The 24,950-nt window shown below is 64.8% G+C and carries 20 protein-coding genes and 1 pseudogene; 17 read left to right on the top strand and 4 right to left on the bottom strand.

Features of this window, described 5'->3' with window-relative positions:
• The first annotated feature begins 27 nt into the window (after positions 1 to 27).
• The 8 genes from SPI01S_RS09635 to SPI01S_RS23250 all read left to right on the top strand — a co-directional run bounded on the left by SPI01S_RS09635 (position 28) and on the right by SPI01S_RS23250 (position 9,916).
• Positions 28 to 417 carry a nuclear transport factor 2 family protein gene (locus SPI01S_RS09635; protein WP_066721610.1) on the top strand — a complete coding sequence of 130 codons (390 nt, stop codon included), beginning with the start codon at positions 28 to 30 and terminating at the stop codon, positions 415 to 417.
• 127 nt (positions 418 to 544) lie between these two features.
• Entirely contained in the window at positions 545 to 706 is a 162-nt protein-coding gene (locus SPI01S_RS22225; protein WP_157084625.1) for a hypothetical protein, read from the top strand.
• A gap of 103 nt (positions 707 to 809) precedes the next feature.
• Positions 810 to 3,212: a TonB-dependent receptor plug domain-containing protein gene (locus SPI01S_RS09630; RefSeq protein WP_066721608.1), complete on the top strand. Its 2,403-nt coding sequence runs from the start codon at positions 810 to 812 to the stop codon at positions 3,210 to 3,212.
• Positions 3,213 to 3,418: 206 nt separating this feature from the next.
• Positions 3,419 to 4,837: an ISNCY family transposase gene (locus SPI01S_RS09625; RefSeq protein ID WP_066721605.1), complete on the top strand. Its 1,419-nt coding sequence runs from the start codon at positions 3,419 to 3,421 to the stop codon at positions 4,835 to 4,837.
• Positions 4,838 to 5,196: 359 nt separating this feature from the next.
• Positions 5,197 to 6,078 carry a tetratricopeptide repeat protein gene (locus SPI01S_RS09620; RefSeq protein WP_245653536.1) on the top strand — a complete coding sequence of 294 codons (882 nt, stop codon included), beginning with the start codon at positions 5,197 to 5,199 and terminating at the stop codon, positions 6,076 to 6,078.
• A gap of 37 nt (positions 6,079 to 6,115) precedes the next feature.
• A complete protein-coding gene (locus SPI01S_RS09615; RefSeq protein WP_066721602.1) occupies positions 6,116 to 8,446 on the top strand; it encodes a TonB-dependent receptor in 2,331 nt (776 codons plus the stop codon).
• Between the two features lie 4 nt (positions 8,447 to 8,450).
• Positions 8,451 to 9,134, top strand: coding sequence for a Fe2+-dependent dioxygenase (locus SPI01S_RS09610; RefSeq protein WP_066721600.1), 684 nt, complete (start codon positions 8,451 to 8,453; stop codon positions 9,132 to 9,134).
• Between the two features lie 5 nt (positions 9,135 to 9,139).
• Positions 9,140 to 9,916 (top strand): energy transducer TonB family protein, encoded by a 777-nt coding sequence (locus tag SPI01S_RS23250; protein WP_084253364.1) that lies wholly within the window; start codon positions 9,140 to 9,142, stop codon positions 9,914 to 9,916.
• A 10-nt stretch (positions 9,917 to 9,926) separates the two neighbouring features.
• On the opposite strand, the gene SPI01S_RS09600 is transcribed toward SPI01S_RS23250, so the two are convergent.
• Together SPI01S_RS09600 and SPI01S_RS09595 are read right to left on the bottom strand one after the other, a co-directional pair.
• Entirely contained in the window at positions 9,927 to 10,331 is a 405-nt protein-coding gene (locus SPI01S_RS09600) for a hypothetical protein (RefSeq protein ID WP_066721596.1), read from the bottom strand.
• A gap of 28 nt (positions 10,332 to 10,359) precedes the next feature.
• Positions 10,360 to 10,758 (bottom strand): hypothetical protein, encoded by a 399-nt coding sequence (locus SPI01S_RS09595; protein WP_066721594.1) that lies wholly within the window; start codon positions 10,756 to 10,758, stop codon positions 10,360 to 10,362.
• 313 nt (positions 10,759 to 11,071) lie between these two features.
• Between SPI01S_RS09595 and SPI01S_RS09590 the strand changes: the two genes are divergently transcribed.
• The 7 genes and pseudogenes from SPI01S_RS09590 to SPI01S_RS23350 all read left to right on the top strand — a co-directional run.
• Positions 11,072 to 11,920 (top strand): AraC family transcriptional regulator, encoded by an 849-nt coding sequence (locus SPI01S_RS09590; protein ID WP_245653535.1) that lies wholly within the window; start codon positions 11,072 to 11,074, stop codon positions 11,918 to 11,920.
• Positions 11,921 to 12,076: 156 nt separating this feature from the next.
• Positions 12,077 to 12,496, top strand: a complete 420-nt coding sequence (locus SPI01S_RS09585; RefSeq protein ID WP_066721591.1) for a hypothetical protein — start codon at positions 12,077 to 12,079, stop codon at positions 12,494 to 12,496.
• Positions 12,489 to 13,904, top strand: coding sequence for an efflux transporter outer membrane subunit (locus SPI01S_RS09580; protein WP_066721589.1), 1,416 nt, complete (start codon positions 12,489 to 12,491; stop codon positions 13,902 to 13,904). The genes SPI01S_RS09585 and SPI01S_RS09580 overlap by 8 nt, the downstream gene beginning before the upstream one ends.
• An 11-nt stretch (positions 13,905 to 13,915) precedes the next feature.
• On the top strand, positions 13,916 to 15,067 hold the full coding sequence (locus tag SPI01S_RS09575; RefSeq protein WP_066721586.1) for an HlyD family secretion protein: 1,152 nt from the start codon (positions 13,916 to 13,918) through the stop codon (positions 15,065 to 15,067).
• A gap of 13 nt (positions 15,068 to 15,080) precedes the next feature.
• On the top strand, positions 15,081 to 16,622 hold the full coding sequence (locus SPI01S_RS09570) for a DHA2 family efflux MFS transporter permease subunit (protein ID WP_066721584.1): 1,542 nt from the start codon (positions 15,081 to 15,083) through the stop codon (positions 16,620 to 16,622).
• 277 nt (positions 16,623 to 16,899) lie between these two features.
• Positions 16,900 to 17,484, top strand: coding sequence for a recombinase family protein (locus SPI01S_RS09565; RefSeq protein ID WP_066721582.1), 585 nt, complete (start codon positions 16,900 to 16,902; stop codon positions 17,482 to 17,484).
• Positions 17,485 to 17,718: 234 nt separating this feature from the next.
• Positions 17,719 to 17,871: pseudogene (locus SPI01S_RS23350) on the top strand (DUF6434 domain-containing protein); the annotation flags it as partial.
• A 139-nt stretch (positions 17,872 to 18,010) separates the two neighbouring features.
• Here SPI01S_RS23350 and SPI01S_RS09560 read toward each other — a convergent pair.
• Positions 18,011 to 19,384, bottom strand: a complete 1,374-nt coding sequence (locus tag SPI01S_RS09560) for a methyl-accepting chemotaxis protein (protein WP_066721580.1) — start codon at positions 19,382 to 19,384, stop codon at positions 18,011 to 18,013.
• Between the two features lie 543 nt (positions 19,385 to 19,927).
• Positions 19,928 to 20,917: a sensor histidine kinase gene (locus tag SPI01S_RS09555; protein ID WP_066721577.1), complete on the bottom strand. Its 990-nt coding sequence runs from the start codon at positions 20,915 to 20,917 to the stop codon at positions 19,928 to 19,930.
• 260 nt (positions 20,918 to 21,177) lie between these two features.
• Between SPI01S_RS09555 and SPI01S_RS09550 the strand changes: the two genes are divergently transcribed.
• Together SPI01S_RS09550 and SPI01S_RS09545 are read left to right on the top strand one after the other, a co-directional pair.
• Entirely contained in the window at positions 21,178 to 21,939 is a 762-nt protein-coding gene (locus tag SPI01S_RS09550; RefSeq protein WP_066721576.1) for a PEP-CTERM sorting domain-containing protein, read from the top strand.
• Between the two features lie 200 nt (positions 21,940 to 22,139).
• Positions 22,140 to 24,851, top strand: a complete 2,712-nt coding sequence (locus SPI01S_RS09545; protein WP_084253363.1) for a PAS domain S-box protein — start codon at positions 22,140 to 22,142, stop codon at positions 24,849 to 24,851.
• Positions 24,852 to 24,950 lie beyond the last annotated feature (99 nt).

Genomic DNA, 24,950 nt, shown 5'->3' with positions numbered 1-24,950 from the left:
CAAGCTGTGCGGCGTAGAGCGGAGGGCATGCAGTTTTCTCCTGAACTGGCGATCCGCGCCGCGCGGGCCGCGTTCAACCAGGCGCTCGCGACCGGCGATCTTGCCGCTATCGGTCCATTGCTGGCGCCGGACGTCGTCCTCGTCGCCGGCACCGACAGTGCCGTGATCCACGGGCGCAAGGCCCAGTTGCAGGCGTGGAAGCGCGAATTCTCGGCCAAGGCACGCAGCATCTACAGCCGCATCCCCGACTCGGTAGTGCTGTCCCCGGTCGCGCCGATCGCGTTCGAACATGGGCAGTGGCAGGGTGTTTCGGCGGCAGACGGGTCGTTGGAGGCGCGCGGCAGCTACACCGCCAAGTGGCGTGAGATGGGCGGGCTGTGGAAGATCGAAGCCGAGCTGTACCTGACGCTCGCCTGATCCTCCAGCAGGCGCCTCTCCGGAGGGCCTCCAAGCGGTCCCGCGCGGAACGAAGCCGGGCGGCATCGGTTGACGCTGCTGATACCGCCCTGTGGGACACGCCTTGGGTCCCGGGAGACGACGCGCCATGCCGACCACCCGCTTCTTCTTCGAACGCCGCGCCCAGGAAGAGCGCGCCCGTGCCGCCGCCTGCGGCAATTCGGTGGTCGCAGCTGCCTTCCGCAAGCGGGCGGAGGCGTTCCAGCGCCGTGCTAACGCGCAAGGCGAGGACAGCGTCGAGCTGATCTGAGCGGGACGCGTCGCGCGTTTCGGCCCCCCAATCTTTTCTTTCCTGCATTCCCACTCCGAAGATGGGAGATCGCGGTTCGACAAGCATAATCCAGGGGTTGAACATGCGTACCTTTCGCGCCGCGCTGCTGATCGCAGCCTCCACCGCCGTCCTCGCCGCCACGGCGGCCCATGCGCAGCAAGCCGAGCCGCAGACGGAAGCGAACAGCGCCGGTGGCGCCGACGAGATCGTCGTGACCGGCACGCGCAGCGAAGGCCGCTCCCGACTCGACACCGCCTCGCCGGTCGACGTGCTGAGCAGCCAGGCACTCAGCCGCCAGGGTACGACCGAACTCGGCGCGGCGATTGCCGCGGTCGCGCCCTCGATCGACTTCCCGCGTCCCTCGGCCACCGACGGTACCGACGCGATCCGCCCGGCGACGCTGCGTGGCCTCTCGCCCGACCAGGTGCTGGTGCTGGTCAACGGCGTGCGGGTGAACAGCTCGGCACTGCTCAACATCAACGGCGCGGTCGGGCGCGGCTCGGCGGCGGTCGATCTCAACACCATCCCGACCGCGGCGCTCGAGCGAGTCGAGGTGCTGCGCGACGGTGCCTCGGCGCAATATGGTTCGGATGCCATCGCCGGCGTGATCAACCTGCGGCTGCGCGAGGCGCGCTCGGGCGGTGCAGCGTCGGCGACCTACGGCATCTACCACACCGATATCGATACCGCGCGGGGCAGCCGCAGCACCACCGGCGAGCCGGTCTTCACCGCCTCCGCCTGGCAGGGCTTCGGGCTGGGTGACGACGGCTTCGTGACGGTGACCGGCGAATATGTGAACCGGCAGGCGACCAATCGCGCCGATTTCGATCCGCGCGTCACGCCGAGCCGGGTTACCGGCCGCTTCGGCGATCCGAAGGTCGAGCAATATACCGGCACGATCAATGCCGCGAAGGGCATCGGCGGCGGCTGGCGTCTCTATGGCTGGGGCAGCTACCAGGACCGCGACACGCGCAGCGCCGCCTTTCCGCGGCTGGCCAGCGCCACCACCGCGCTGGCCGGCTATCCGGACGGCTTCCTGCCGATCATCAACACCAAGTCGACCAACGCCGTCGGCGCGGTCGGCGTGAAGGGCGATCTCGGCGACTGGGGCGTCGACCTGCATGCCGGCTATGGCCGCAACAAGATTGCCTATCGCACGATCGATTCGGCCAACTACGCCTATGGCGCGGCGACACCGAAGAACTTCTACGACGGCGCGCTGATCTTCGACCAGTGGGTCGCGGGCCTCGACGTGCGACGCCGGTTTGATGTCTTTCAGTCGCTCAACCTGGCGTTCGGCGCCGAAGGGCGGCGCGAGGGCTACAAGATCACGCCGGGCGAGGCCGCATCCTATGACGCTCCGGCCACCGGTGCGGTGCCGGGCGCAACGCCGGGTGCGCAGGGCTTTGCCGGTTTCGCGCCGGTCAATGCGATCGAGCGGTCGCGGCGCAGCGTCTCCGGCTATCTTGATCTCGAGGCGCAGGTGACGCAGGCACTGCTCGTCGACGTGGCGGTGCGCGGCGAGCATTATTCGGACTTCGGCGATACCGCCAATGGCAAGCTTTCGGCGCGTTACGACGTGGCGCGGTGGCTGGCGCTGCGCGGAACCGTCTCCACTGGCTTCCGCGCGCCGAGCCTGCAGCAGCAATATTTCACCTCGATCGCGCAGGTCGTCCAGAACGGAACGCCGATTCTGACCGGCACCTTCCCTTCGGTTGCGCCCGTGGCGGCTGCGCTCGGCGGCCTGCCGCTTCGGCCGGAGAAGTCCACCAACTTCTCGCTTGGTACGGTAATCCGCGCTGGCGGCTTCGATCTGAGCGTCGATGCTTATGAGATCCGGCTGCGGGACCAGCTCGGCCTGTCGGAGAATCTCGCGGCCAGCTTCAGCCCGCAGGTCGCGGCGATCCTTGCGCCGTTCAACGTGCCGCAGGCACGCTTCTTCATCAACGGGCTGCGCTCGCGCACCCGTGGCATCGACGCGGTGGCGCACTACCGCCTGGGCAACCCGGCCGATGCGGCGGGCGCGTTCGACTTCACGCTGGCGGGCAATGTCAACGAGATCGTCGTCACCCGCGTGCCGACCAACACCGCGACGGTGAACCCGGCGCCGGTGCTGTTCGCGCGCAGCCGGGTGCTGACGATCGAGCAGGGCACCCCGGGCGAGAAGGTGACGGGCACGATCGACTGGTCCAAGGGCCCCGTGGGCCTTACCCTGCGCGGCACCTATTATGGCGATGCCAACCAGCCCGGCACCACGCCCGCGGCGGACATCCATACCGGCCGCCACCTGATCAGCGACCTCGAGCTGCGGTACCAGCCGCGCAAGGGCGCACAGATCGCGATCGGCGCGAGCAACCTGTTCGACGTCTACCCCGACCGCACGATCCCGGCGAACAATACGAGCGGCGTAATCGGCTTTCCCTATTACTCGCCCTTCGGCTTCAATGGCCGGTACCTGTACGCGCGGCTCGGCGTGAACTGGTGAGATGACGCGCGGCGGACGGGGTAGCCCGTCCGCCGTTGCCGGCAGCGACAAGGTTTACATAACGCGTATTATCGGTCTTGACGGTGTGAGCGGGGTGTAAGCGCAACGTACAAATGGCACAGCTCAGCAAATTAGAAATGGCACAAGCGTGCCTTCGCTGAGGCGATCGTGTCCATGGGCGCCCTCGACAATGAGGGTGTGCAGCGATGGCGGTGCTGGCGATGAGCGATACCGAGATCTACCGGTTCGACACCTTGATGCGGCTCGAGCGCGGCGAGCTTCGGCCTGCTCGGGCTATGCAGCTGCTCGGACTAGAACGCAGTCAGCTATACCGGCTGCTCCGCCGGCTACGCGCTGACGGCGCTGCTGGCCTGGTATCACGGAAGCGCGGCCGCCCCAGCAACCGGCGTTTCAGCGATGCCTTTCGCCAGCATGTCATCGCCATTGTCCGCCAGCGCTACGCCGATTTCGGTCCGACGCTGGCGGCCGAGTATCTGGCCGAGCGCCATGGCGTCACACTCTCGCACGAGACACTGCGCCAGCTGATGATCGGCGCCGGCCTGTGGAAGGCGAAGGCCGCCAAGCGCCCCAAGCTCCACCAGACTCGCAACCGGCGCGAGCGCCGCGGCGAGCTCATCCAGGTCGACGGTTCGGACCATGACTGGTTCGAGGGCCGCGGCCCACGCTGCAGCCTGCTGGTCTATATCGACGATGCCACGAGCGAGCTGATGCACCTCGAGATGGCGGAGAGCGAGAGCGCCCTCTCCTACTTGCAGGCGACACGCACCTATCTCGAGCGCCACGGCAAGCCGATTGCCTTCTATTCGGACAAGCACAGCGCCTTTCGGAACAACCGCGCGACGGCCGACAGCGACGGCATGTCGCATCTAGGCCGCGCGCTCGACAAGCTCGGCGTCGAGATCATCTGCGCCAACTCGCCCCAAGCAAAAGGGCGGGTCGAGCGCGCCAACAGCACACTCCAGAACCGCCTCGTGAAAGCGATGCGGCTTGAAGGCATCTCCTCCATCGAGGAAGCCAACTCCTTCCTCCCCTCTTACCTCTTGCGCCACAATGCTCAGTTTGCCTGCCCACCTGCAGATCCTCGGGACGCCCATCGGCCTCTCGCCCCGCATGAGAATGTGGAAGCCGAGATGGTCTGGCGCGTCGAGCGGACGGTCACGGCCGCTTTGGCGCTCCACTACAACAAGGCGATGTTCATCCTTGAACCGACGCCGCTCAATCGAACCCTTGCGCGCAAGCGCGTCCATGTCTGCGAGTATCCCGACGGCCGCATCGAGGTGCGATACGGCGACCAGGCCCTTCCCTATCGCGTGTTCGACAAGATGCGGCGCGTGAATCAGGCAGAGATCGTAGAGAACAAGCGTCTCGGGGCCGCTCTCGCGATGGCGCATGCCTTGCAGAGCGCCAATCCGCATCACCGCCAGCGGAACAACAATGCACCCGCTCGCAGTTCACAGTCCGTGGGCGTGTTCGCGCCGTCTCGCCACGAGATAGATGATGGCCATCCGAGGACCGAGCTTCCAAAGAGACGGGGCCGGCCACTCCTCCCCCGGGTTAAGCGTCAGGTCGAAGACCCTGTTGAGGGAACGCTGACCGTTGGGTGAGCGACAAACACCTGTTTTTCGTACATCTCCCTACGAGCCGTGTGCCGCTTCGGTCCGAGGCCGGATGGCTGAACGTGGGACGAAGCTGCCGTCGCATGACGATACATCGGACGGCAGTTTTCGTCGGGAGCCGCCATTCAGGAGGTTCTCCAGTGGCGACGCCGACTTCCAGAGCGGGCATCCGGCATTGGCGGGATCGCGAAACGAATTGGCAAGATATCCTCATGCCTCGTCACCCGCACCGCGTAAAGAATGGTAATGCGAGGCATTATTAATTGACGCTGCCCCGCTAGCCGGGGACACGCCATGCAAGATTTTTCCGCATCTGGAGCCAGCCGCCCCCCAACAGGGCGTTGCGCGTGAGCAGAGCCGAACCTCCAACCATACAGTTTCGGCTGAAACCCCTATCGCTCGACTCCGAGGCGCTCAAGGCTCGGCTCATCGCCGATCTGCCGGAAGCAGCCGGCGCCATCCACGGTGCCGCAAGGCGGGGAAGTGCGGCGGCGCAGCTCGTCTATGCCCAGCTCCTGCTCGACGGGCGCGGCGTAGCGCGAGATCCCGTCGCGGCGCTGGCCTGGTTCCAGCGCGCCGCCGAGCAGGGCGAGCCCGAGGCCTGGAACATGATCGGGCGCTGCCATGAGAAAGGCTGGGGCACGACGCAGGATTATGTCCGGGCAATCCCCTATTTCGAGCGGGCCATCGCGCTCGGGCATGTCTGGGCCAAGGTCAACCTCGCCCAGATCCTGATGCGGCTCGGCGATCCCGCCGATCGCCCGCGCGCTCGTCGGTTGTTCGAGGAGGCCGCAAAAGCCGGCAATCTCAAGGCGATCAACTCGCTTGCTCGCTTTCTGGAAGAAGGCTGGGCCGGGCCTGTCGATCCCCGGCGCGCGGCCGCCCTTTATCGCGTTGCCGCCGAACGGGGTGACCATTGGGCGCAATTCAACCTGGCGACCTTGATCTATGCGCATGGCGACGCCGAGGAGGCGCTCGCCTGGCTCGACCGCTGCATCGCCAAGAGCGACGACGGCTTTCGCGGCCGCATCGCCGAGGTGCTGCTCCGCCAGCCCGACGACCGGCTGCGTCGCGCCGGCGCCGCGGCGCTCGCCCGCTGTGTGCCGCACACCGACCGGCCTGCAGCCTACGCCCCCAGGCCGGGCGGCCTCGCACGCTTCAAGCAGGCGGTCCGGCGCATGCGCCCCTTCAAGCCGCCGGGCCTGCGCCCCGTCTCCGTCCAGCGCTGACCACGTCCCTTCTTCATCTACCCGAGGCAAAATCCAAATGCAGTCGCCCTCCCTTCGTATCCACCCTCTCGCCACCGCACGGAGCGGTCTTTCCGCGTCCTCGATCTCGGCCGGCCTTGCCACGGGGTTGATGCTGCTCGGCGCCGGCAAGGCGCATGCGCAGGACAGCGCGCCGCCTGCCGGCAAGCAGGACACGACCGTCCAGCTCGGCCGGGTTCGCGTCGGCGCGGACGACGCCGACAACGCGGTAGACAGCAGCCCCAACACACTTCGCCACGGCACCAAGCTCGATCGCCTGTCGGGCGACATCCAGGGCACGCCGCAGACCGTCACGGTGATCCCGCAGGTGATGATCGAGCAACGCCAGGCGACCACGATCGACCAGGTGCTGAAATATGTGCCGGGCGTGACCGTCGCCACCGGCGAGGGCGGGGGCGGCATGAACGGCGACGCCTTCCGCATCCGCGGCTTCGACGCAAAGGGTGATGTCTATGTCGACGGCCTGCGGGACTTCGGTGCCTATGTGCGCGATTCCTTCGCGGTCGAGAGCGTCGAGGTGTTCAAGGGCTCGAGCTCGGAGAGCTTCGGCAACGGCTCCACCGGCGGCGTGATCAACCAGACCAGCAAGACCGCGCATCTCGGCGACAGCTACGCCCTGACCGGCACCCTCGGCAGCGGCACCCAGGCGCGCGTCGTCGCCGACGTCAACCAGCAGATCAACGCCACGACCGCCGTGCGCGTCATCGGTATGTGGCACGATCAGGACATGGTCGATCGCGATCATGTCTATGCCAAGCGCTGGGGCGTGCTCGGCTCGCTCGGGCTGGGTCTCGGCACGTCGACGACCTTCACGCTCAACTATATGCACCAGCATGACGATCGCCGCCCGGACATGGGCGTGCCGATGCCGATGCCGCCCTTCGGCTATACCGGCTATGTGCTGCCGGTCACCGAATATGGCGTGCCGAAGGATCGCTATTTCGGCAAGCAGTCCGATCGCGACCTGACTGACGTCAACATGGTGACCGGCCGTTTCCACGCCGAGGTCAATGACTGGCTGACCATCGCCAACGATACCCGCTGGGCGCGCTACACGCGCTGGATGGCGTTCACGCCCACCATCTGTGGCACGGGCTTTGGCGGCTTCGCGAATTTCGGCACCTGTTCCACCGACGCGCTCGCCGGGAATCTGAATACCGCCTACACGGTGTGGCCCGTCATCGGCGCCACGCAGACCAGCACCGGCGGCCAGAACATCACCACCGCTGTGGCTCGCTTCGACACGGGCGGCATCAAGCATGAGTTGATCGCCGGCATCGACGCCTATTATCAGCATAACCTGTTTGGCAGCCTGACCGGCTCCAGTGCCCGCGCCGGCGGCACGCTGCTCGCGCCCGATTTCGCCAATCCGCCCGGCTTCACCATTGCCGAAGCCGGCGGGCGGACCCGCGCGCGCGCCTGGGACATCGGCTTCTTCGCCAGCGACCAGGCCTGGTTCACCTCGACCCTGTCGGTCACCGCCGGACTGCGCTGGGACAGCTACACCGCCAAGTCGACGACGCAGGACGCGGACGGCAGCTATCCGCCCTATGCGCGCAGCGTCACCCACTTCCTCAGCCCCAAGGCCTCGCTCAACTGGGAGCCGGCGCCCGGCCAGAATTACTATGTCAGCTATGCGCGGTCCTTCACTCCGGCCGGGCAGAATATCAGCTTCCAGGGCACCGTTTCTGCGGGCACGCCCAACCTCGAGCCGGACAAGAACAACACGCTTGAGATCGGCGGCAAATGGAGCCTGATCGGGGACCAGCTTGGTGCCACCGCGGCGCTGTTCCGCACCGTCAAGAACCGCGGCAGCTATAGCGACCCGCTAACCGGCGCATCCGTGGCGAGCGGGGAACGGGATCGTGTGCAGGGCATCGAACTCGGCCTGACCGGCAAGATCACCAAGGCGTGGGAGGTCCAGGCATCCTACAGTCTCTACGACAGCAAGATCCTCGCCGGGTCGACTCCCAGCGTGTTCGTCCCGGTCGACACCACGGGGAACGACGTGGCCTATGTTTCCAAGAAAAATGCGGCGCTGTGGACGACGTATGACGTCGTCACGCTGATCCCCGGCCTGCCTGGCAAGCTACTGGTCGGCGGCGGCGCCAATTACCGCAGCCATTACAATGCCGACCCGTCCGAGGTTTACCGTATCCCGGGGGCGACCACGTTCGACGGCATGATCTCGTGGGAGGACGATCGCTACAAGGTGACGCTCAACGTGAGCAACGTCACCGACAAGCTCAGCTACACCTCCGCCTTTTTCTACCGCGCCGAAGTGGCGCCCGGCCGGGCCTTCACCGGCACCGTGGCAGTGAAGTTCTGACGCCATGCTGGTCGAGATACCGGACGTGCTGACCACGGCCGAGCTCGCCGAAATCCGCCGCATCATTGATGCGGCGGATCTTGTTGATGGTCGCGAGACGGCGGGCGAACTGGCCGCGCAGGCCAAGCGCAACCTCCAGCTTCCGCAGGAAGGACAAGCCGCGCGCGACGCGGGCGAGATCATCCTCAAGGCGCTGGGGCGCAATCCGCTGTTCAACAGCGTGGCGCTGCCGTTCCGGGTCCTGCCGCCGCTGTTCAACCGCTACGAGCCTGGCATGGCGTTCGACGCGCATGTCGACGGCGCGGTGCGGGCGATGCCCTGGGGCGGTCCGCGGATGCGCGCGGACGTCTCGTCCACGCTCTTCCTCACCGATCCGGCGGACTATGACGGGGGCGAGCTGTTGATCGAGCACGCCTATGGCACCAGCAGCGTCAAGCTCTCCGCAGGCGCGATGATCGTCTACCCTGCGGGCAGCCTGCACCGGGTCGCGCCGGTCACCCGCGGCGCGCGAACCTCGGCGTTTTTCTGGACCCAGTCGATGCTCAAGGATGATGGGCTGCGCGCGCTGCTCTACGATCTCGACATGGCGATCATCGACGTGCGCCGGCAGCTCGAGCAGGACACGCACGGCACGCTCGCCTTGACCGGAGTCTACCACAACCTGCTCCGCCGCGCGATCGAGCTGTGACGCCGATGGTTGCCTTCGAACGCCCCAACCCGGGCGTCTCGCAAGCTGGGGTGGTGGCGCCGTCGCCCCTTCAGATCGTCTCGGCACGGCACGGCTACCAGCCGCACCGCCAGCGCGCCGCTGCGGCCATGCTCGGGATGACGCCGGTCGCCGTCGGGGTGGTGCTCGCCTTCCTGCCCTGGCATGGGATGGTGACGGCGCGGCCGGTGGCGCCGCCGCTGACGGTGACCTTGCTGCCATTGCCCTCGCCGTCGCGTGCCGAACCCAAACCCGTTCGGCACCAGCAGGCGACATCCGCCCCAGCCAAGCCCGTGGTCGCGCAACCGATGCAGAGGCAGGCAAGGCAATTGGCACCCTCACCGGCACCGGCCCCCGTTGTTCCTGTAATCCCAACAATCGCCGTGGGGACGCCGACGCCGGTGCCGCCCGCCGCTCCGGTCGCCAACCCCGCCCCGGAGGCCGCACCGACGAGCCCGCCCGCCCAGTCTGCCGGCAAGGACAGCTGGGAGGCCCGCGTCGTCGCGCGGCTCGAAAGCCTCAAGCGCTTCCCGCCCGCGGCGCGCAGCCGGCGCGACCAGGGCGTCGCGACCGTACGCTTCCGCGTCAATCGGCAGGGAGCCCTGCTAGCCTCGTCACTGGTCGGTACATCGGGAAGCCGGCTGCTTGATCAGGGAGCGCTGGCGACCGTCGCCCGCGCCCAACCCTATCCGCCGATCCCCGTCGGGCGTGGGGACGAGATCGAGCTCGTCGTGCCGATCGAATTCCTTCTCGGCCGCCGGTAATTCTGCCCCGTCAGGCCGGCGCGCGGCCCGCGCGCTCGGCCAGCAGGTCGGCAGCAATCCCGAGAGCCTCTTCGCGGGTAGCGGCGAGCCGCAACGGATAGCCCCAGAACTTGGCGAAGGCGACGCCGAAGGGCTTGAACGCCAGCCGCTTGGCGGCGCTCGGTTCAATCACGATCATCGCGAGCACCAGCGTGCGCAGCGCCATTTTATGCTTCTTCATCCACAACGAGGTGCGCTTCTTCTCTTCCTGGTTGTGCGCATGATCTTCGGACGGCGCAGAATCTGTCAGGATCACGAACGGCGCGCCGCGCTCCAGACTGGCCTCGAAAGCCGCGAAGTCCTTGTCGTGGTCGTGATCGGGGCCGCTGTCATAGTGCATCCAGACGAGCGGGAAATTGCTGCTATCCAAAGGCATGTGCCTCTCCTTTTCGGGTTGGGAGTCTTCAGTTCGCGCGTAGGTGCCGCCACGACAGGACCAGCGCGACCGCGCCGGGAAGCGTCACCGCCAGCAGCTCCAGCACGACGAGATGGCCGCCGTCGCGCAGCCCGTCCGTCACGCCGCCCAGCGTGTTCAGGAGCACCAGCATGCCGCCGAGGACGAGCATGGCCCAGTCGGTCGCGCGCTTCCCGGCAAGCGCCAGCAGCGGCGGCAGCACCCAGGCGCCGTAGAAAATGGCGATGGCAAGCAAGGCGCCGGGGCCGAAGGTGATGGATTTCAGCGTGCCGCCGCTGCGGACATAGTCGTTGAGGAACGAGAAACTTTGCAGCGTCACGAAGATCCCGGCCCCCGCAACGGGAACAAGCCATGCCAATGCCAGCTCGACCGGCTGCTTCTTGACCATCTCACCACTCCTTCTGATCGGGGCGCATTCCCACTTGACAGAAGGCATAGGTCAGCGGCCGCGAAGGAGCATTGCGCGATCCCGCCATTGGGTGTTGCGATCCGGCCGAGACGGTAAAGCCAGACTACACGACTGGTCGGCCGGACGCGCATCGGAACGGAGTACGGGCGCCCAAACCACGCGGGACGCAGCAGTCCGGCCAAAATGTTGCGCAATCCCGCCAGTCATTTGCGAATCGTTCGCACTTCTTGCGCTATGCTGGCAAAGCGAAGATCGACCTTTGTGGACCAGAACGATGCCGAACGATGAGTATGTGGTCTTTGAACCCGAAGAGATTCCCCGGCCGGTCTCGGCGGTGGGCATGGAGCTGTTCACCGAAGGGTTCGAGCAGCCGCCCCACCGGCATCGCAAGGCGCAGCTCATCCTGGCAGTGCGTGGACTGATCACCTGCGAGGTGGCGCAAGGCCTGTGGATGGTGCCGCGGCAATGCGCGCTGTGGATCCCCGGCGACATGGAGCATAGCGTGCGCTGTGCCGGCGATCTCGAGGTCTACACGCTCTTCGTCGATCCCGAGCTCGCCGCTAATCTACCTGCCGTGTGCAGCACCTTCTCGACCGGGCCGCTGCTCCGCGAGCTGCTGATCGCGGTGTCCCGCCTCCCGTCGCTGTACGACGTCGATGGCGCGGGCGGACGGGTCGTCCAGACCATGCTCGACGAGCTCGAGCGCGCGCCGATGGGAAGCCTCCACCTGCCGATGCCGGCCGACGCCCGGTTGCGGATGATCGCCAAGACCCTGTTCTCCGATCCCGCCAATCGCTCGACCATCGGCGAATGGGCCCGGATCGTCGCGATGAGCGAGCGTAGCCTGTTCCGGCTCATCCTGCGCCAGACCGGCATGAGCTTCGGGCGGTGGCGCCAGCAGTTCCAGGTGATGTTCGCGATCGAGCGGCTGACCGAAGGCGCCTCGGTTCAGACCGTCGCCTTCGATCTAGGCTATGAAAGCGCGAGCGCGTTCATCACCATGTTCAAGAAGGTCATGGGGCAGCCGCCGGGCCAGTATTTGGCGGCGCGGCGGAGCGCAGGCCCCCTGGCGGCCCAGCAACCGGGAAAGCTGAAGCTCATCTCGTCGATCGAGCAGGCGCAGCGGGCGCTGGGGCTCTGACGACCAGCCCCGCTTGATCCGGCCGACCGCCGCCGGGGGATCCCACGAACCTCGAAGATTGGCAGTTTCGATAAATCATCTGCCCGTCTCGCCAAATTCAACAAGACCGGAAGCGGTTATCACGGCTCCGAATGATGAACTTGTTGGATTCTGGCCATGCTGGTGGATGATACGAAATTCCCGATAGTGCGGATGCACTATAATCGCGCGGATGACCGAGGAGATTCGGTCAGCTTCCAGATCTTCGAAGACCTGTTAGCATGTGAGAAATCCTTTGTTCTGATCGGTCTTGGCGCCGAATCCGATAGGGTTCAGTCGAACGAAGAGCGAAAGCGGCTGACGCTGTGGATGAAGCGCAACCGTGCGGCGCTCCACCGCCATGTTCTGGCGATGGTGTATGTCGAGCCCAGCCCGGCCAACCGCTTTCTCGCCAAGAGCGCCGCCCCCGTCTTTCAGAAATTCTGGGGCTACCCGATGCTCGTCGTCGCGTCCGAAGCGGAGGCGGACGCCGTCGCCGCACGGCTGCTGGCAGGCGCGCAAGCCGTCGAGATCGAAGCGGAGCAGGCCAATGGATAAGCGCCTAGCCTGGACGACACTCGGCCTGGCGGCACCGCTGCTCGCCGGCTGCGCCACTATGCCGAAGCCCGGCGCGGCGCCAGCGCTGCGCCCGGCAAGCAGCTTTGCCAGCACCGCTAGCCTGGCAGCGGCCGAGGCAGACTGGCCATCGGATCGCTGGTGGGAAAGCTTCGGCGACCCCCAGCTCACGGCACTGATCGAAGAAGGCCTGGCGACGGCGACCGATATCCGCGCCGCCCAAGCGCGGTTCGACCGGGCCGACGCGCTGGTGCGGCAGACGCGAAGCCGGCTGCTCCCCTCCGTCGAGGCAAATGGCGAGGCGGGCGTAACCAAGCAGAGCTACAATAATCTCTTCCCGCGCGCGCTAGCGCCCCAGGGCTGGCCGGATTACGGCTTGGCGTCCGCGCGGATCGATTGGGAGCTGGACTTCTGGGGCCGCAACCGGGCCGCGCTCGCCGCCGCGCGTTCGGACGCCGCGGCCGCGCAGGCTGAGGCGGCGGCGGCGCGACTGGTGTTGTCCGCCGGCATCGCTGCGGCCTATGCGGATCTCGCCGATCTGTTCGGGCAGGCTGATGCCGCCCAGCGCGCCATCGAGGTGCGACAGCGCACGGTCGAGCTGATCGACGGGCGACGCGTCCAGGGGCTCGAAAATGTCGGCGCGGTCGAACGGGCGCGTGCGGCGCTCGCCGCCTCGCAGGGCGAGCTTGCGGCGCTGAACGAAACCATGGCGCTCACCCGCAACCGGATCGCGGTGCTGCTCGGCGCAGGACCCGATCGCGGCCTTTCCATCGTGCCGTCGACGGTGCGTGCGGCCACCGATTTCGGTCTCCCTGCCAACCTGCCGGCCGACCTGATCGGGCGCCGCCCCGACGTGATCGCCGCCCGGCTCCGGGCACAGGCCGCGGCGAGCCGCATCAAGGAAGCCCGCGCCACCTTCTACCCGAACGTCAACCTTGCCGGGCTGATCGGCCTGCAGTCGCTCGGCATCGGCGACCTGGTCAAGTCGGGCTCCAGCTTCGGCACCGCCGGACCGGCGCTCAGCCTGCCGATCTTCGATGGCGGCCGGCTTACCGGTGCCTATCGCGCCGCCGAGGCAGAGTATCGCGGCGCGGTCGCCGAATATGACGGCGCGCTCGGCCAGGCGCTGCGCGAGGTTGCCGATGCCACCGCCAGCGAGCGGGCGCTCGCCGAGCGGATCGGCCGGGCCGACGAAGCCGAGCGCGCCGCCTCGGCGGCCTGGACGGTCGCCAACAACCGCTACCGGGGCGGTCTCGCCACGTCGCTCGACGTGCTCGTGGCCGAAGACTCCCTGATCGACGCGCGGCGCAACCTCACCACGCTCCGCAACCGCAGGTTTGTAATCGATGTCGCCCTTGTCCGCGCGCTCGGCGGCGGCTTCCGTTCCTGAAGGATTTCCCAATGTCCACCCACCCCCTGACCGCTTCCGATCCGCTGACCACCGACACTGCAGAGCACGCCGCCGCCAAAACCAAGCGGCGAAACCTGTTTGCCATTTTCGCCGTCGCACTGGCTGGCCTAGGCCTTCTCTACTGGGGCTATGTGCACTTCATTGCATCGCGCTACGTCTCGACCGAGAATGCTTATGTCGGCGCCAATGTTGCCCAGGTGACCCCGCTGGTCGGCGGCCCGGTCCGCGAGGTGCTGGTCGACGATGCCCAGCAGGTGAAGCGCGGCGACGTGCTCGTGCGGCTCGACGACACCGATGCCCGCCTCGCGCTCGCGCGAGCAGAGGCCGAGCTGTCGCTGACCGAACGCAGAGTTCGCGGGCTGGTCGCGACCGATAGCGGGCTCGGCGCGCAGGTGACGGCGCGCGCGGCCGATCAGGCGCGGGCGGAGGCTCGGCTCGTCGCAGCGCGCGCGGACCTCGCCAAGGCGAAGATCGATCTCGACCGTCGCGAGGCGCTCGCCGCCTCGGGCTCGGTCTCCGGCGACGAACTGACCAGCGCGCGCAACGCCTACAGCACAGCCACGGCCAATCTGAAGGTCGCGCAGGCCGAGAACGCGCAGGCCCGTGCCAATCGAACCTCGGCGTTGGGCAGCCGCGACGCCAATCGCGCGCTGATCGCGGACGTAGCACCCGACGCCAATCCGGAAGTGCTGGCGGCGCGCGCTGCGCGGGACCAGGCACGCGTCGACCTCGAGCGTACCGTGGTGCGGGCGCCGGTCGACGGCATCGTCTCGCGGCGGCAGGTGCAGGTCGGGCAGCGCGTCCAGGCCGGCGCGACGATGATGGTGGTGGTGCCGGTCCAGGCAGCGTTCGTCGACGCCAATTTCAAGGAAGGGCAGCTCGCCCGCGTCAAGCCGGGGCAGCGCGTCACGCTTACGTCGGATCTCTACGGTGAAGGTGTCGAATATCACGGCCGCGTCATCGGCTTTTCGGGAGGCACCGGCGCGGCCTTTGCCGTGGTTCCCGCCCAGAACGCTACCGGCAACTGGATCAAGGTGGTCCAGCGCCTGCCCGTTCGAATGACGCTCGATCCCAAGGAACTGGCAGCACATCCGCTGCGTGTCGGCCTGTCGATGAGCGCCACCGTTAATCTCTCGAACTAAGCGGAACCGGGACATGACGGACACTGCTGCCGCGCCCGGCGTGGCCAAGCCGCTCACCGGCGCGGCGCTCATCTTCGCCGCGCTGCTGATCGGGCTGGGCAATTTCCTGGTCGTGCTCGACACGACCATCGCCAACGTCTCCATCCCGCATATCGCCGGGTCGCTCGGCGTATCGGTGACGGAAGCGACCTGGGTCATCACCTCCTATGCCGTTGCCGACGCAATCACTGTGCCGTTGGCGGGCTTTCTTGCCCGCCGCTTCGGCGAGCAGCGGGTGTTCATCGCGGCGTTCATGGCCTTTGGGATCTTTTCGACGCTGTGTGGGCTGTCGCGCTCGCTCGAAATGCTGATCGCGGGCCGGGTGCTGCTGGGCCTCGCCGGGGGCATGATCATCCCGCTGTCGATGACCCTGCTGCTGCGCGTCTTCCCGCCGGAAAAAGCGACGCTCGCGACGATCGTCTGGGCGATGACAACCACGGTGGCGCCGATCGCCGGGCCGATCCTGGGCGGCGTCATTTCCGACAATGCGGGCTGGCAATGGATCTTCTTCCTAAACGTGCCCGTCGCGGCGATCGGTGCTGCGGGCCTGCTCTATCTGCTGCGGGGGCGGCGCGAGCAAACGGCGCGGTCGCCGATCGACGTGGTCGGGCTCGTCCTCCTCGTCGTCTGGGTCGCCGCGCTGCAAATCGTGCTCGACGAAGGGCGCAACCGCGACTGGTTCGCCGCGACCGAGATCCGCGTCCTCGCCGCGGTTGCGGCGATTGGCTTCGTCGCATTCCTGATCTGGGAGCTTACCGAAAAACACCCGATCGTTAACCTGCGCGTCTTCCGTCACCGCGGCTTCGTCGTCGCGTCGATCACCTATGCGATGAGCTTCGCCGCCTATTTCGCGACGGTCGTCCTGATCCCGCTGTGGCTGCAGCAGAATATGGGCTACACCGCCACCTGGGCCGGCTATGCCACCGGCATCATGGGCATTTTCGCGGTGCTCGCCTCGCCTGCGATCGGTGCCGCCGCCGCCAAGATGGACGTGCGGTTGCTCATTTCCACCGGCATTGCCGGGATGGCGCTGATCTCGCTGTGGCGCACCAGTTTCACACCCGACATGACCTTCCTGCAGATGGCCTGGCCGATGCTGCTGACCGGCCCGTTCCTGATGATGTTCTTCATTCCGGTAACCGGCCTGTGCATCGCCAGCGTCGATCCGGACGAACATGCCGACGCGGCCGGCATCTCGAACTTCCTGCGCACCCTGGTCGCCGCCTTCGCCGCCTCGCTGGTCCAGACTGGCTGGACCAATGCCGCGCGGATCAATCAGTCCGCGCTGGTCGACGCCATGCAGCAGGGGCCCGCCACGATCGAGGCGATGGTCGCCTCGGGTATGTCGCGCGAGACGGCGACGGCCCTGTTGGCCAATGTCGTCGAAAGCCAGAGCGTGATGCTCGCCACGCTCGACATGTTCGCCGCGGTTGCGCTGTGCCTTGCCTTCACCGGCGTGCTGATCTGGTTCGCCCCCAGGCCGAAGGGTCCGATCGACACGAGCGGCGGGCATTGAGGCAGGGATACGGCCCTCCGGCAAGTTGCTTGCGAATTCGTTTTTTCCAGAACCCGGCTGGGTTGGCAGCTTTTGATACAAGCAGTCCTTCGCCTGCCAGGACGGAACGTCCTAATCTGGTCGCAAGCCGCCGTGCCCTCCCTGTCGGAAAACACATGATTTCCGACACCTGATCCACAAACATATTTGGCCGGGGCGTTCCGCGTCATTGAGTGCGCGACAAATCCTGTCGCTTTGGTACAGTGTGCGACAACGTGGTTTTGAGGGTTTGTCGCACATGCTAGTCGGATACATGCGGGTGTCGTCGTCGGATGATCGCCAAACCGTCGATTTGCAGCGTGATGCGCTGATCGCGGCGGGTGTCGATGCACGGCACATTCATACGGACAAAGCATCTGGCGCGCGGGATGATAGGCCTGGCCTCAAAGCCTGCCTCGGCTACCTGGCTGAAGGCGACACACTGGTAGTTTGGAAGCTGGACAGGCTCGGGCGATCTTTGCCGCACCTCCTGTCGATCATTGCGGATCTCAAGGAGCGCGGCATCGCATTCCGCTCGCTTACGGAGCAGATGGACACCGCCACACCCCATGGCGAGCTGCTGTTCTCCCTGTTCGGTGCGTTGGCGCAGTACGAGCGCGCCCTCACCCGGGAACGGGTGCTGGCCGGTCTTGCGGCCGCTAGACGCAGAGGGCGTAGGGGCGGCAGGCCGCCGACGATCGATGCCGAAAAGATGGAAGCTATCACCACGGCGCTGGCAACGGGCACCAGCAAGGCCGCAGTGTGCAGGAATTTCGGCATCGCTCGCTCGACCCTCGTGGGCAGCCTTGCCCGTATCGGGTGGAATGGCTCCTCAGATGCTTAGCCGCCCGTTCGTTATGTCCCTCTTGGCAGCGAAATTTGCTGGGCTTGGTGGCAAAGCTGCCGGGTCCGCTCCCGCCCCAACGTCAGACATTCACGCCTTCTGCATGATTGGCCAACCTTGCGGTACGAGGCTCGGGCGCAGCGGTTCAGCTAACAACCGGGGTAAAGAGATGACAGGTTTCGACTGGCACGGCGGCGTTATTGAAGCGACCACCCCGGTGGACAAAACTACAGAAACACCCAAAATGCTCGACGGTTTTTCGTAACTGTCTGCGGAGCCTCTTTCACCTTCGACCGCGACTTCATGGCCTATCTCAGGGACGGACAAGCGAAGACGATGGGTGACGCGGCAAGGGAATGGACGAACCGTCGAAATTCATCGCGATAAACGTCGGCTTCTCACTGGGTCGTACGATTGGCAAAAAGCGTGAGCAGAAAACCGCGCTGTTTGCGAGCAAGGGTCGCTAGGATTGCAAGTGCCTACAGCCTTGGGCACGCGACCGGCATCGCGTGTCCTGATGCTGCGGTTAGAACGAAGACCATTCCTCGGTGCTAGGGACGGGTGCCCGCGCTCTGGTTGGTTTCTGCGGAGCGTACGCTGCCGCCTTGTTCCACCCGGAGCGGTTTGACCCGCGTTCCTGCTGCTGGCCGATGTTGAATTGCGACGCCGCCTGGGTCAGCTGACCGACTTCGCTGGCGAGGTTGCGCGCTGCAGCGGAGGTCTGCTCGACCATCGCCGCATTCTGCTGTGTCGTGTGGTCCATGGCATTGACCGTGTCGCTGATCTCGGTGACGGCGTTCGCCTGTGCGCTGTTGTCCTTCGCGATATTGCCGAGAAGGTCGTGGACCTCCGCGACATCCTCCGAAATCCCGACGAACGCCCCGTCCACTTTTCGCACCATATCTACCGCCGACAGAATCTCCGTCTGCGTGGTGGTGAGCTGATCACGCGCGCGTCCGGCTTCCTCTTCAGCCCGCATCGCGAGAGCAGAGACGAGATCGGCAACGACGGCAAAGCCACGGCCAGCTTCGCCAGCGCGTCCGGCTTCCACGGCAGCGTTCATGGCCAGAACACGCGTTTGAAAGGCGATCTTGTCCAGGCCTTCGATGACGCTGTCGATGCCCTTGGCGCTATCCGAAACCCTGCCCATGGCCGATACTGCGTCGTCGGCGATCACGCGCCCGCCTGCGACGGTCGCGATCGCGGCATCCGCACGAGACACCGTCTTGGCAGCTGCTGCGGCGGTCTGCTTGAGGCGGCCATCCATCTGCGTGATCGCTGCGGTTGTTTCTTCCAGATTTGCAGCGTTCGCCTCCGTTCGCCGCGCGAGGTCCTCCGAAGCTGTTGCAATCTCGTTCGCGCCACTTTCGATGGTAGTCGCGCTGAGCGATACCGCTCCGATCAGTTCCCGCAGGCCTCCCAGCGTGAGGTTGTAGTCATCGCGCAGCGCTGCGTAGTCAGACGGAAATTCACAGTCGATTGTCGCTGTCAAATCTCCTGCGCGGAGGCGGCGAAGATGCTCGCCTAGCGTTTTCACCACCTCTGCCTGTTCATTCGCGAGCCGTTGCTGTTCGATCGCCGCATCGCGGAACGTCAGCATCGCCTTCGTCATCCGACCAACGCAGTCTTTGTAGTGGGTGAATGCAATCGGGCTCGCAAGATCGCCGTCAGCCAATCCTTCCATGCGGACGACCGTCGCGACATAGGGGTCGGCGATGGCGGCACGGAGCTTCGCGGCAATCAGGGCCGCGATGCCGATGGCTGCGAGATCGACGGCCACGCTGATCCAGCCGGCATCAAAGAACGACAGAATCTCCCGTATCAACATCACGGCGATCATCGCCCCGAAGGCAACCTGAAGCTTCTTCCTGATCGGCGCCTCCGCCTTGAACCATTCCATCCAAATCTCCTAACTTCATCCACGTTGGTGACGTTTGCAGTGGATATAGAGGCTTGGTTTATGATCCTTCCCCTAAGGTCATCAGTATCTTCCGAATTTCGCTGCTCTTTTTGGGGAATAGTTAATTTGGTCGATGCAGTTGGAACCGCTGAGACTAGGTAAAATCAGGCCATAATGATTTATCACGCAACGACTTTTCTTTAGTGCGCATCGGCAGCCGTCAATGCGCTCATCCTGCCGTTCGTAAACCAAGTCTCTCAACGCGTGGTCGCTGCCATGTTTGCGCTACCAAGCTAAGCAGCCGCATCCTGCTTCTTTGTCCGGCGCCGAAGCCGATTCGTCGTCCGCTTCGGCATTGCTGAAGGGTGCACGAATGGGTGTCTCAACGGCTCCCGGCAATTTGCTAGCGTCACAGGGTCGCTTCTATCCAATGCGCGTCTGTCCCTCCGACGCCGCCATTGCCATGGGAGGAGCGACATCCTCCTTCCGTCAGGCGATACCTATGTGCCCCCCCCTCCCGAGCGGCGACCTCAATCCGCGTCCTCATGCTGCCAAGCGGCCCCGGGCCATAAGGATCGTCACGATGACGCCACCCTCGGACCAGTTATAGTCGATCGAGCCGCCGAGCTGTGCATGGACACTTCGCCTGACGAGCTCACTGCCAAAGCCTGCAAGCGCATCCGGCGCCTTGACCTCTGGTCCCCCTCGCTCAAGCCAGGTGAGGCAGACCTGCCCCGGGCCAGAAGAGCTGGATATGTCGAGCGTGCCCGTCGGCGAACCTAAGGCACCGTACTTCACAGAGTTGGTTGCCAGCTCATGGACGATAAGCGCCAGGGCGGTCGCTACCTTCTCGCCGACGCCCATCCGCTCTACTGCAACCCGGATGCGCCCACTGAAAGCCCCCAGATCATCGTACGGGGCGAGCAGCACGGACAAGAGGTCGCCGAGTAGAGTGGCGCGGCCCTGTCCGTTGGGTAACGGCCGCACCAGATCATGTGCCCGCCCCAAGGCCGCAAGGCGCTGCGCCAACTCCCGCGCCATATCCTCCGTGCTGGCGGCAGTTCTCGACGTGATCGCTGTCAGCCCGGAGGCGATGGCCAGCAGGTTTTTCACCCGGTGGCTCATCTCGCCGGCAAGCAATTCGTGCCCTTCTTCGGCTTGCTTGCGGGCGGTGACGTCAAGAAAGATGCCGAACATCGTGCGGCCGACAATACCGACGTCTTCGCCCTGGCCGCGGGCGGCAATCCAGCGGATTTCCTCGCCGACAATTATGCGAAAGTCGGTCTCATAGGCGCCCAGCACGGCGCGGGTTGCCGCGAATGCGGCACGCACGCGGTCGCGATCGGCAGGGTGGATATGGGCCGACAAATCGCTGAAGGTCACGTAATCCGACCATGGCAGGCCCCACAAATCGAAGCCCTGTTCATCGAGCGTGAGAGCGTCCGTGTCGACGTTCCAGGCCCACAAAGCTACGCCAGCGGCAGTGACAGCGAGCTGGAGGTGGTGCGGTTGCCACACGTGGGACTTCGGCATCTCAGGCACGTATCGTTCCCCGATCAATCAATCATGCAGGTTTGTTCCGTAACCGTTCCGAAAGGAATGGGCAAATCCCGCTGGCGAGGCGCCCACCTGCCTCATAGCTAAATGTGCGACAGGCAGCTTTTTGGACGGGGTCGGGGAAAGACGGCTTTTTCAGCCTGCCCGTCGAACCGCTGACGTACCCTCATCCTTGCTTGTACCGCAGAGCCGAAGAACGCATGCTAAGCGAACTTCGAGAAAAAAGGGGACATTTCATGCGCATATCTGTTTTGATTGCAGCCAGCTGTCTCATTACCGCTGGCTCCGGGGCTGCGGCAGCGCCCGTGACGTACAGCGGATCCGGCACGCTGTCGCAAGTCCTAGGCAAACTGCCGCTTACCGGCTCGGTTCCAGTCGGTAGCTCGTTCAGCTTTTCCTTTACGTTCGATCCCGCGAAAGCAGCGCTGTTCGAAAGCTCGGACGGCTATGCGATATATGATTTGGCCCTCTCGAATGCGGCCATTACGCTTGGTAGCTACTCATACCCGTTATCGCCCGAGGCCGTGTACACCCCCTTCATCGAACTCTACCGCGCCTTCTCCTTCTTCCCCGGGTCAAACATGAGCGAAGAGGCGCTTGCGTTCACATTCTTTCTGGCCGGCAAGCCGACCATGGGCGACGCGGCTGAACCTTTCGGCGGGAGCGCGGGAAAAACGCAGCTGGTCTCAATTGGTGGCGTTCTTCGACAGGCCAATAACGGCCAGCCGCTCACTCTCGACAGCATTTTCGTTGAAGGCGCGACCTACTACACAAACTTCGAATACGGAGCGCGCGACCCGGCCATCAGGCAGTCCGGCTCTCTTCGCGGGTCTTATGCCGGCGGATTCTCGAGTGGGGTCCCGGAGCCTGATCACTGGGCTTTGCTTATCGCCGGCATCGGCATCACCGGTGGCATCGTTCGCCGACGCAGGAATACCTCAGCCTTCGGAGGGCTGGCTAGGTGCATGCCGATAGGCATCCGCTTCGGCCGCAATTAGTATGTCAGCCAACATCCAATATGCCTCGCCCAAGCGGCGAACACATCATCCGTAGCAAGCAAAATTATGCTGCCACAGACAACATCGATATGGCAGCTGACTCTTAACCCAATGCCTCCGGCATAGCCGGCGCGTTTCAAAGTGCTTGACGAACGCTGACAGGTTGTCAGTTCACTATTTGAACGGCGGAGCACGGTCGGATGAGCCAATTCGATACAAAGGGCGGGCAGGTGCAATCTACCGAACGGCGGCTAAACGCCATTGTGAACAACTCTGCAATGGCCCTCTTCCTGATGGACGAAAAGCAGCACTGCGTTTTTATGAACGCGGCGGCAGAGGAACTCACAGGCTATCGGCTGCAGGAAGTGATGGGCCGGCCTTTGCACGACGTGGTTCACCACCAACACCCTGATGGCAGACCGTACCCGATCGAGGATTGTCCCATCGATCAAGCCTTTCCCGAGCGCGAGAGAATGCGGGGGGAAGAGGTCTTCGTTCACAAGGACGGGCACTTCTACCCTGTCGCATTTACAGCTTCGCCCATCGCCGGTGATGATGGTCAGCCGGTCGGCACGGTCATCGAAGCGCGCGATTTAACCGAGGACAAGGCGCGCGAGGCGGCGCTGCGGGAGAGCGAAGACCGCTTCCGCAACATGGCGGACCATGCTCCGGTCATGATGTGGGTCACTGATCCCACCGGATTTTGCACCTACCTGAATCGCCAATGGTACGAGTTCACTGGCCAGACTGCCGCAGAGGCGGAAGGTCATGGCTGGCTGGAGGCGACACATCCGGAGGACAGGGAGCGTGCCGAGCACGCGTTCACGCAGGCGAACGCAAGTCAGACATCGTTCCGAGTGGAATATCGTCTTCGCCACGCCTCTGGCGCTTATCGGTGGGCGATAGATGCCGCGAGCCCACGCTTCGGCGATGATGGAGAATTCCTTGGCTATGTCGGCTCAGTCATCGACATCGATGAGCGGCGAGATGCGGAGGAGAAGCTCGCGCTAAACGAAGAGCAGCTACGGCTTGCCCTCCAGGTGGCGGAGATCGGCCAGTGGGATGTCGACCAGGCCTCCGGCCGCATGTTCTGGCCACCTCGAGTGAAGGCCATGTTCGGCATCTCGCCTGACGTACCGGTCACCTTGGACGACTTCCTCAACGGGGTGCATCCTGAGGATCGGGAGAGAACCAGAACGGCATATGAGGCCGCAAGCGACCCTGACGTCCGAGCGCTTTATGACGTCGAGTATCGAACGGTGGGGAAGGAAGACGGGATTATCCGTTGGGTCGCTGCAAAGGGGCGCGGCCTGTTCAGTGCCCAAGGCACCTGTTTTCGGGTAATCGGAACTGCCATCGATATAACGGCGCGCAAAGCGGATGAGCTTCGTCTGCGCGAGCTAAATGACCGGCTTGAGCTCGAAGTCACCGAGCGGACGGCTGAGCGCAATCGGGTGTGGGAGATGAGTCGAGACCTGCTCGCCGTCATGGGCTTCGATGGCATGCTAAAGGCCATCAACCCGGCATGGGAGAGCACGCTGGGGCGAGACATGAACACTTTGCTGTCCTTGTCCTTCAGAGAACAGGTGCATCCTGAAGATCATGCGTCGGGTGAGGAGACGATGAGGCGACTTCTCCGCGGTGAGACTGTCGAGCGGTTCGAGGACCGGTTTGCCCACGCGGATGGATCATGGCGCTGGATCTCCTGGACGTTCGTTCCCGAAGGTGAGGTTTTCTATGCGGTCGGCCGTGATGTGACATCCGAGAAGGAGGCGGCTTTGGAGTTGGAGCATGCTCAGGAAGCGCTGCGTCAAAGTCAGAAGATGGAAGCGATGGGCCAGTTGACCGGTGGTGTTGCGCACGACTTCAACAATCTGCTTACCCCGATCATCGGGTCGCTCGATCTCCTTCAGCGCAAAGGGGTGGGCGGTGAGCGTGAGCAGCGGCTGATCGAAGGTGCGCTTCAGTCGGCGGACCGGGCAAGGACGCTAGTCCAGCGTCTTCTCGCGTTTGCGCGCCGGCAGCCACTGCAGCCCGCGGCAGTCGATGTAGGAAGACTCGTGAACGGCATGGCGGATTTGCTCGCGAGCACGACCGGCCCTCAGGTCCGTGTCGTGGTCGAAGTGGCGAACGACCTGCCGCCCGCAAAGGCCGATCCAAATCAACTCGAAATGGCGCTGCTGAACTTGGGAGTAAACGCGCGCGACGCGATGCCGCAAGGCGGCACGCTGCGGATCACCGCGACGCGTGAAAGTGTTCGCAGCCCGCGCGGCGCTGTCAAGCGTGGGCACTATGTCCGACTTTCGGTGGCTGATACCGGTGTTGGCATGGACGAGCCGACGCTCGCCCGCGCTATCGAGCCATTCTTCTCCACGAAGGGGATTGGCAAGGGCACAGGCCTCGGCCTCTCCATGGCACACGGTCTAGCCGCCCAGCTGGGCGGCGCACTTACCATACACAGCCGAGAGGGCGTGGGCACCAACGTCGAGCTGTGGCTTCCCATCAGCACGATGGTTCCAGATAGCGACGAAGCATCTGATGCCCGAGTGTTCACCAGCGATGCGCGCGGGCTTGCGCTTCTCGTCGACGACGAGGAATTCGTACGAGCGAGCACTGCAGATATGCTCGAAGAGCTAGGCTACCAGGTACAGGAAGCGGACTCAGGCGAAGCCGCATTGGCGCTAATAGCCCAAGGCATCAGGCCCGACCTCCTCGTCACCGATCACCTTATGCCGGGCATGAATGGAGTGGAGTTGGCTTTGACGCTCCGCGAACGATTCCCCGAGCTGCCGGTGCTTGTTGTATCTGGATATGCAGAAATCGAGGGGATCGCTCCCAGCCTGCCGCGGCTTACAAAGCCGTTCAGAAGCGTCGAACTGGAGGAGTGCCTCGCAGCACTTATGGCGAACTGAAGGTCCATACCGAAACGGGATTTAGCCGGCCGCTGGTCGAGAGTCGCTAGCTGCTCGCCCACGTCAACAAAGGGCTGCTTCGGCGGATCCGCTCACCGG

The sequence above is a fragment of the Sphingomonas pituitosa NBRC 102491 genome, assembly GCF_001598435.1.
Lineage (GTDB): Bacteria > Pseudomonadota > Alphaproteobacteria > Sphingomonadales > Sphingomonadaceae > Sphingomonas > Sphingomonas pituitosa.
Note: the sequence above shows the minus strand (reverse complement) of the source record. Positions and strands in the feature narration are given on the sequence as shown.

Bases quoted from the DNA above. Each gene is read 5' to 3' on its own strand.
- SPI01S_RS09635 (WP_066721610.1), top strand. From the start codon at position 28: ATGCAGTTTTCTCCTGAACTGGCGATCCGCGCCGCGCGGGCCGCGTTC.
- SPI01S_RS22225 (WP_157084625.1), top strand. From the start codon at position 545: ATGCCGACCACCCGCTTCTTCTTCGAACGCCGCGCCCAGGAAGAGCGC.
- SPI01S_RS09630 (WP_066721608.1), top strand. From the start codon at position 810: ATGCGTACCTTTCGCGCCGCGCTGCTGATCGCAGCCTCCACCGCCGTC.
- SPI01S_RS09625 (WP_066721605.1), top strand. From the start codon at position 3,419: ATGGCGGTGCTGGCGATGAGCGATACCGAGATCTACCGGTTCGACACC.
- SPI01S_RS09615 (WP_066721602.1), top strand. From the start codon at position 6,116: ATGCAGTCGCCCTCCCTTCGTATCCACCCTCTCGCCACCGCACGGAGC.
- SPI01S_RS09610 (WP_066721600.1), top strand. From the start codon at position 8,451: ATGCTGGTCGAGATACCGGACGTGCTGACCACGGCCGAGCTCGCCGAA.
- SPI01S_RS23250 (WP_084253364.1), top strand. From the start codon at position 9,140: ATGGTTGCCTTCGAACGCCCCAACCCGGGCGTCTCGCAAGCTGGGGTG.
- SPI01S_RS09600 (WP_066721596.1), bottom strand. From the start codon at position 10,331: ATGCCTTTGGATAGCAGCAATTTCCCGCTCGTCTGGATGCACTATGAC.
- SPI01S_RS09595 (WP_066721594.1), bottom strand. From the start codon at position 10,758: ATGGTCAAGAAGCAGCCGGTCGAGCTGGCATTGGCATGGCTTGTTCCC.
- SPI01S_RS09585 (WP_066721591.1), top strand. From the start codon at position 12,077: ATGCTGGTGGATGATACGAAATTCCCGATAGTGCGGATGCACTATAAT.
- SPI01S_RS09580 (WP_066721589.1), top strand. From the start codon at position 12,489: ATGGATAAGCGCCTAGCCTGGACGACACTCGGCCTGGCGGCACCGCTG.
- SPI01S_RS09575 (WP_066721586.1), top strand. From the start codon at position 13,916: ATGTCCACCCACCCCCTGACCGCTTCCGATCCGCTGACCACCGACACT.
- SPI01S_RS09570 (WP_066721584.1), top strand. From the start codon at position 15,081: ATGACGGACACTGCTGCCGCGCCCGGCGTGGCCAAGCCGCTCACCGGC.
- SPI01S_RS09565 (WP_066721582.1), top strand. From the start codon at position 16,900: ATGCTAGTCGGATACATGCGGGTGTCGTCGTCGGATGATCGCCAAACC.
- SPI01S_RS09560 (WP_066721580.1), bottom strand. From the start codon at position 19,384: ATGGAATGGTTCAAGGCGGAGGCGCCGATCAGGAAGAAGCTTCAGGTT.
- SPI01S_RS09555 (WP_066721577.1), bottom strand. From the start codon at position 20,917: ATGCCGAAGTCCCACGTGTGGCAACCGCACCACCTCCAGCTCGCTGTC.
- SPI01S_RS09550 (WP_066721576.1), top strand. From the start codon at position 21,178: ATGCGCATATCTGTTTTGATTGCAGCCAGCTGTCTCATTACCGCTGGC.
- SPI01S_RS09545 (WP_084253363.1), top strand. From the start codon at position 22,140: ATGAGCCAATTCGATACAAAGGGCGGGCAGGTGCAATCTACCGAACGG.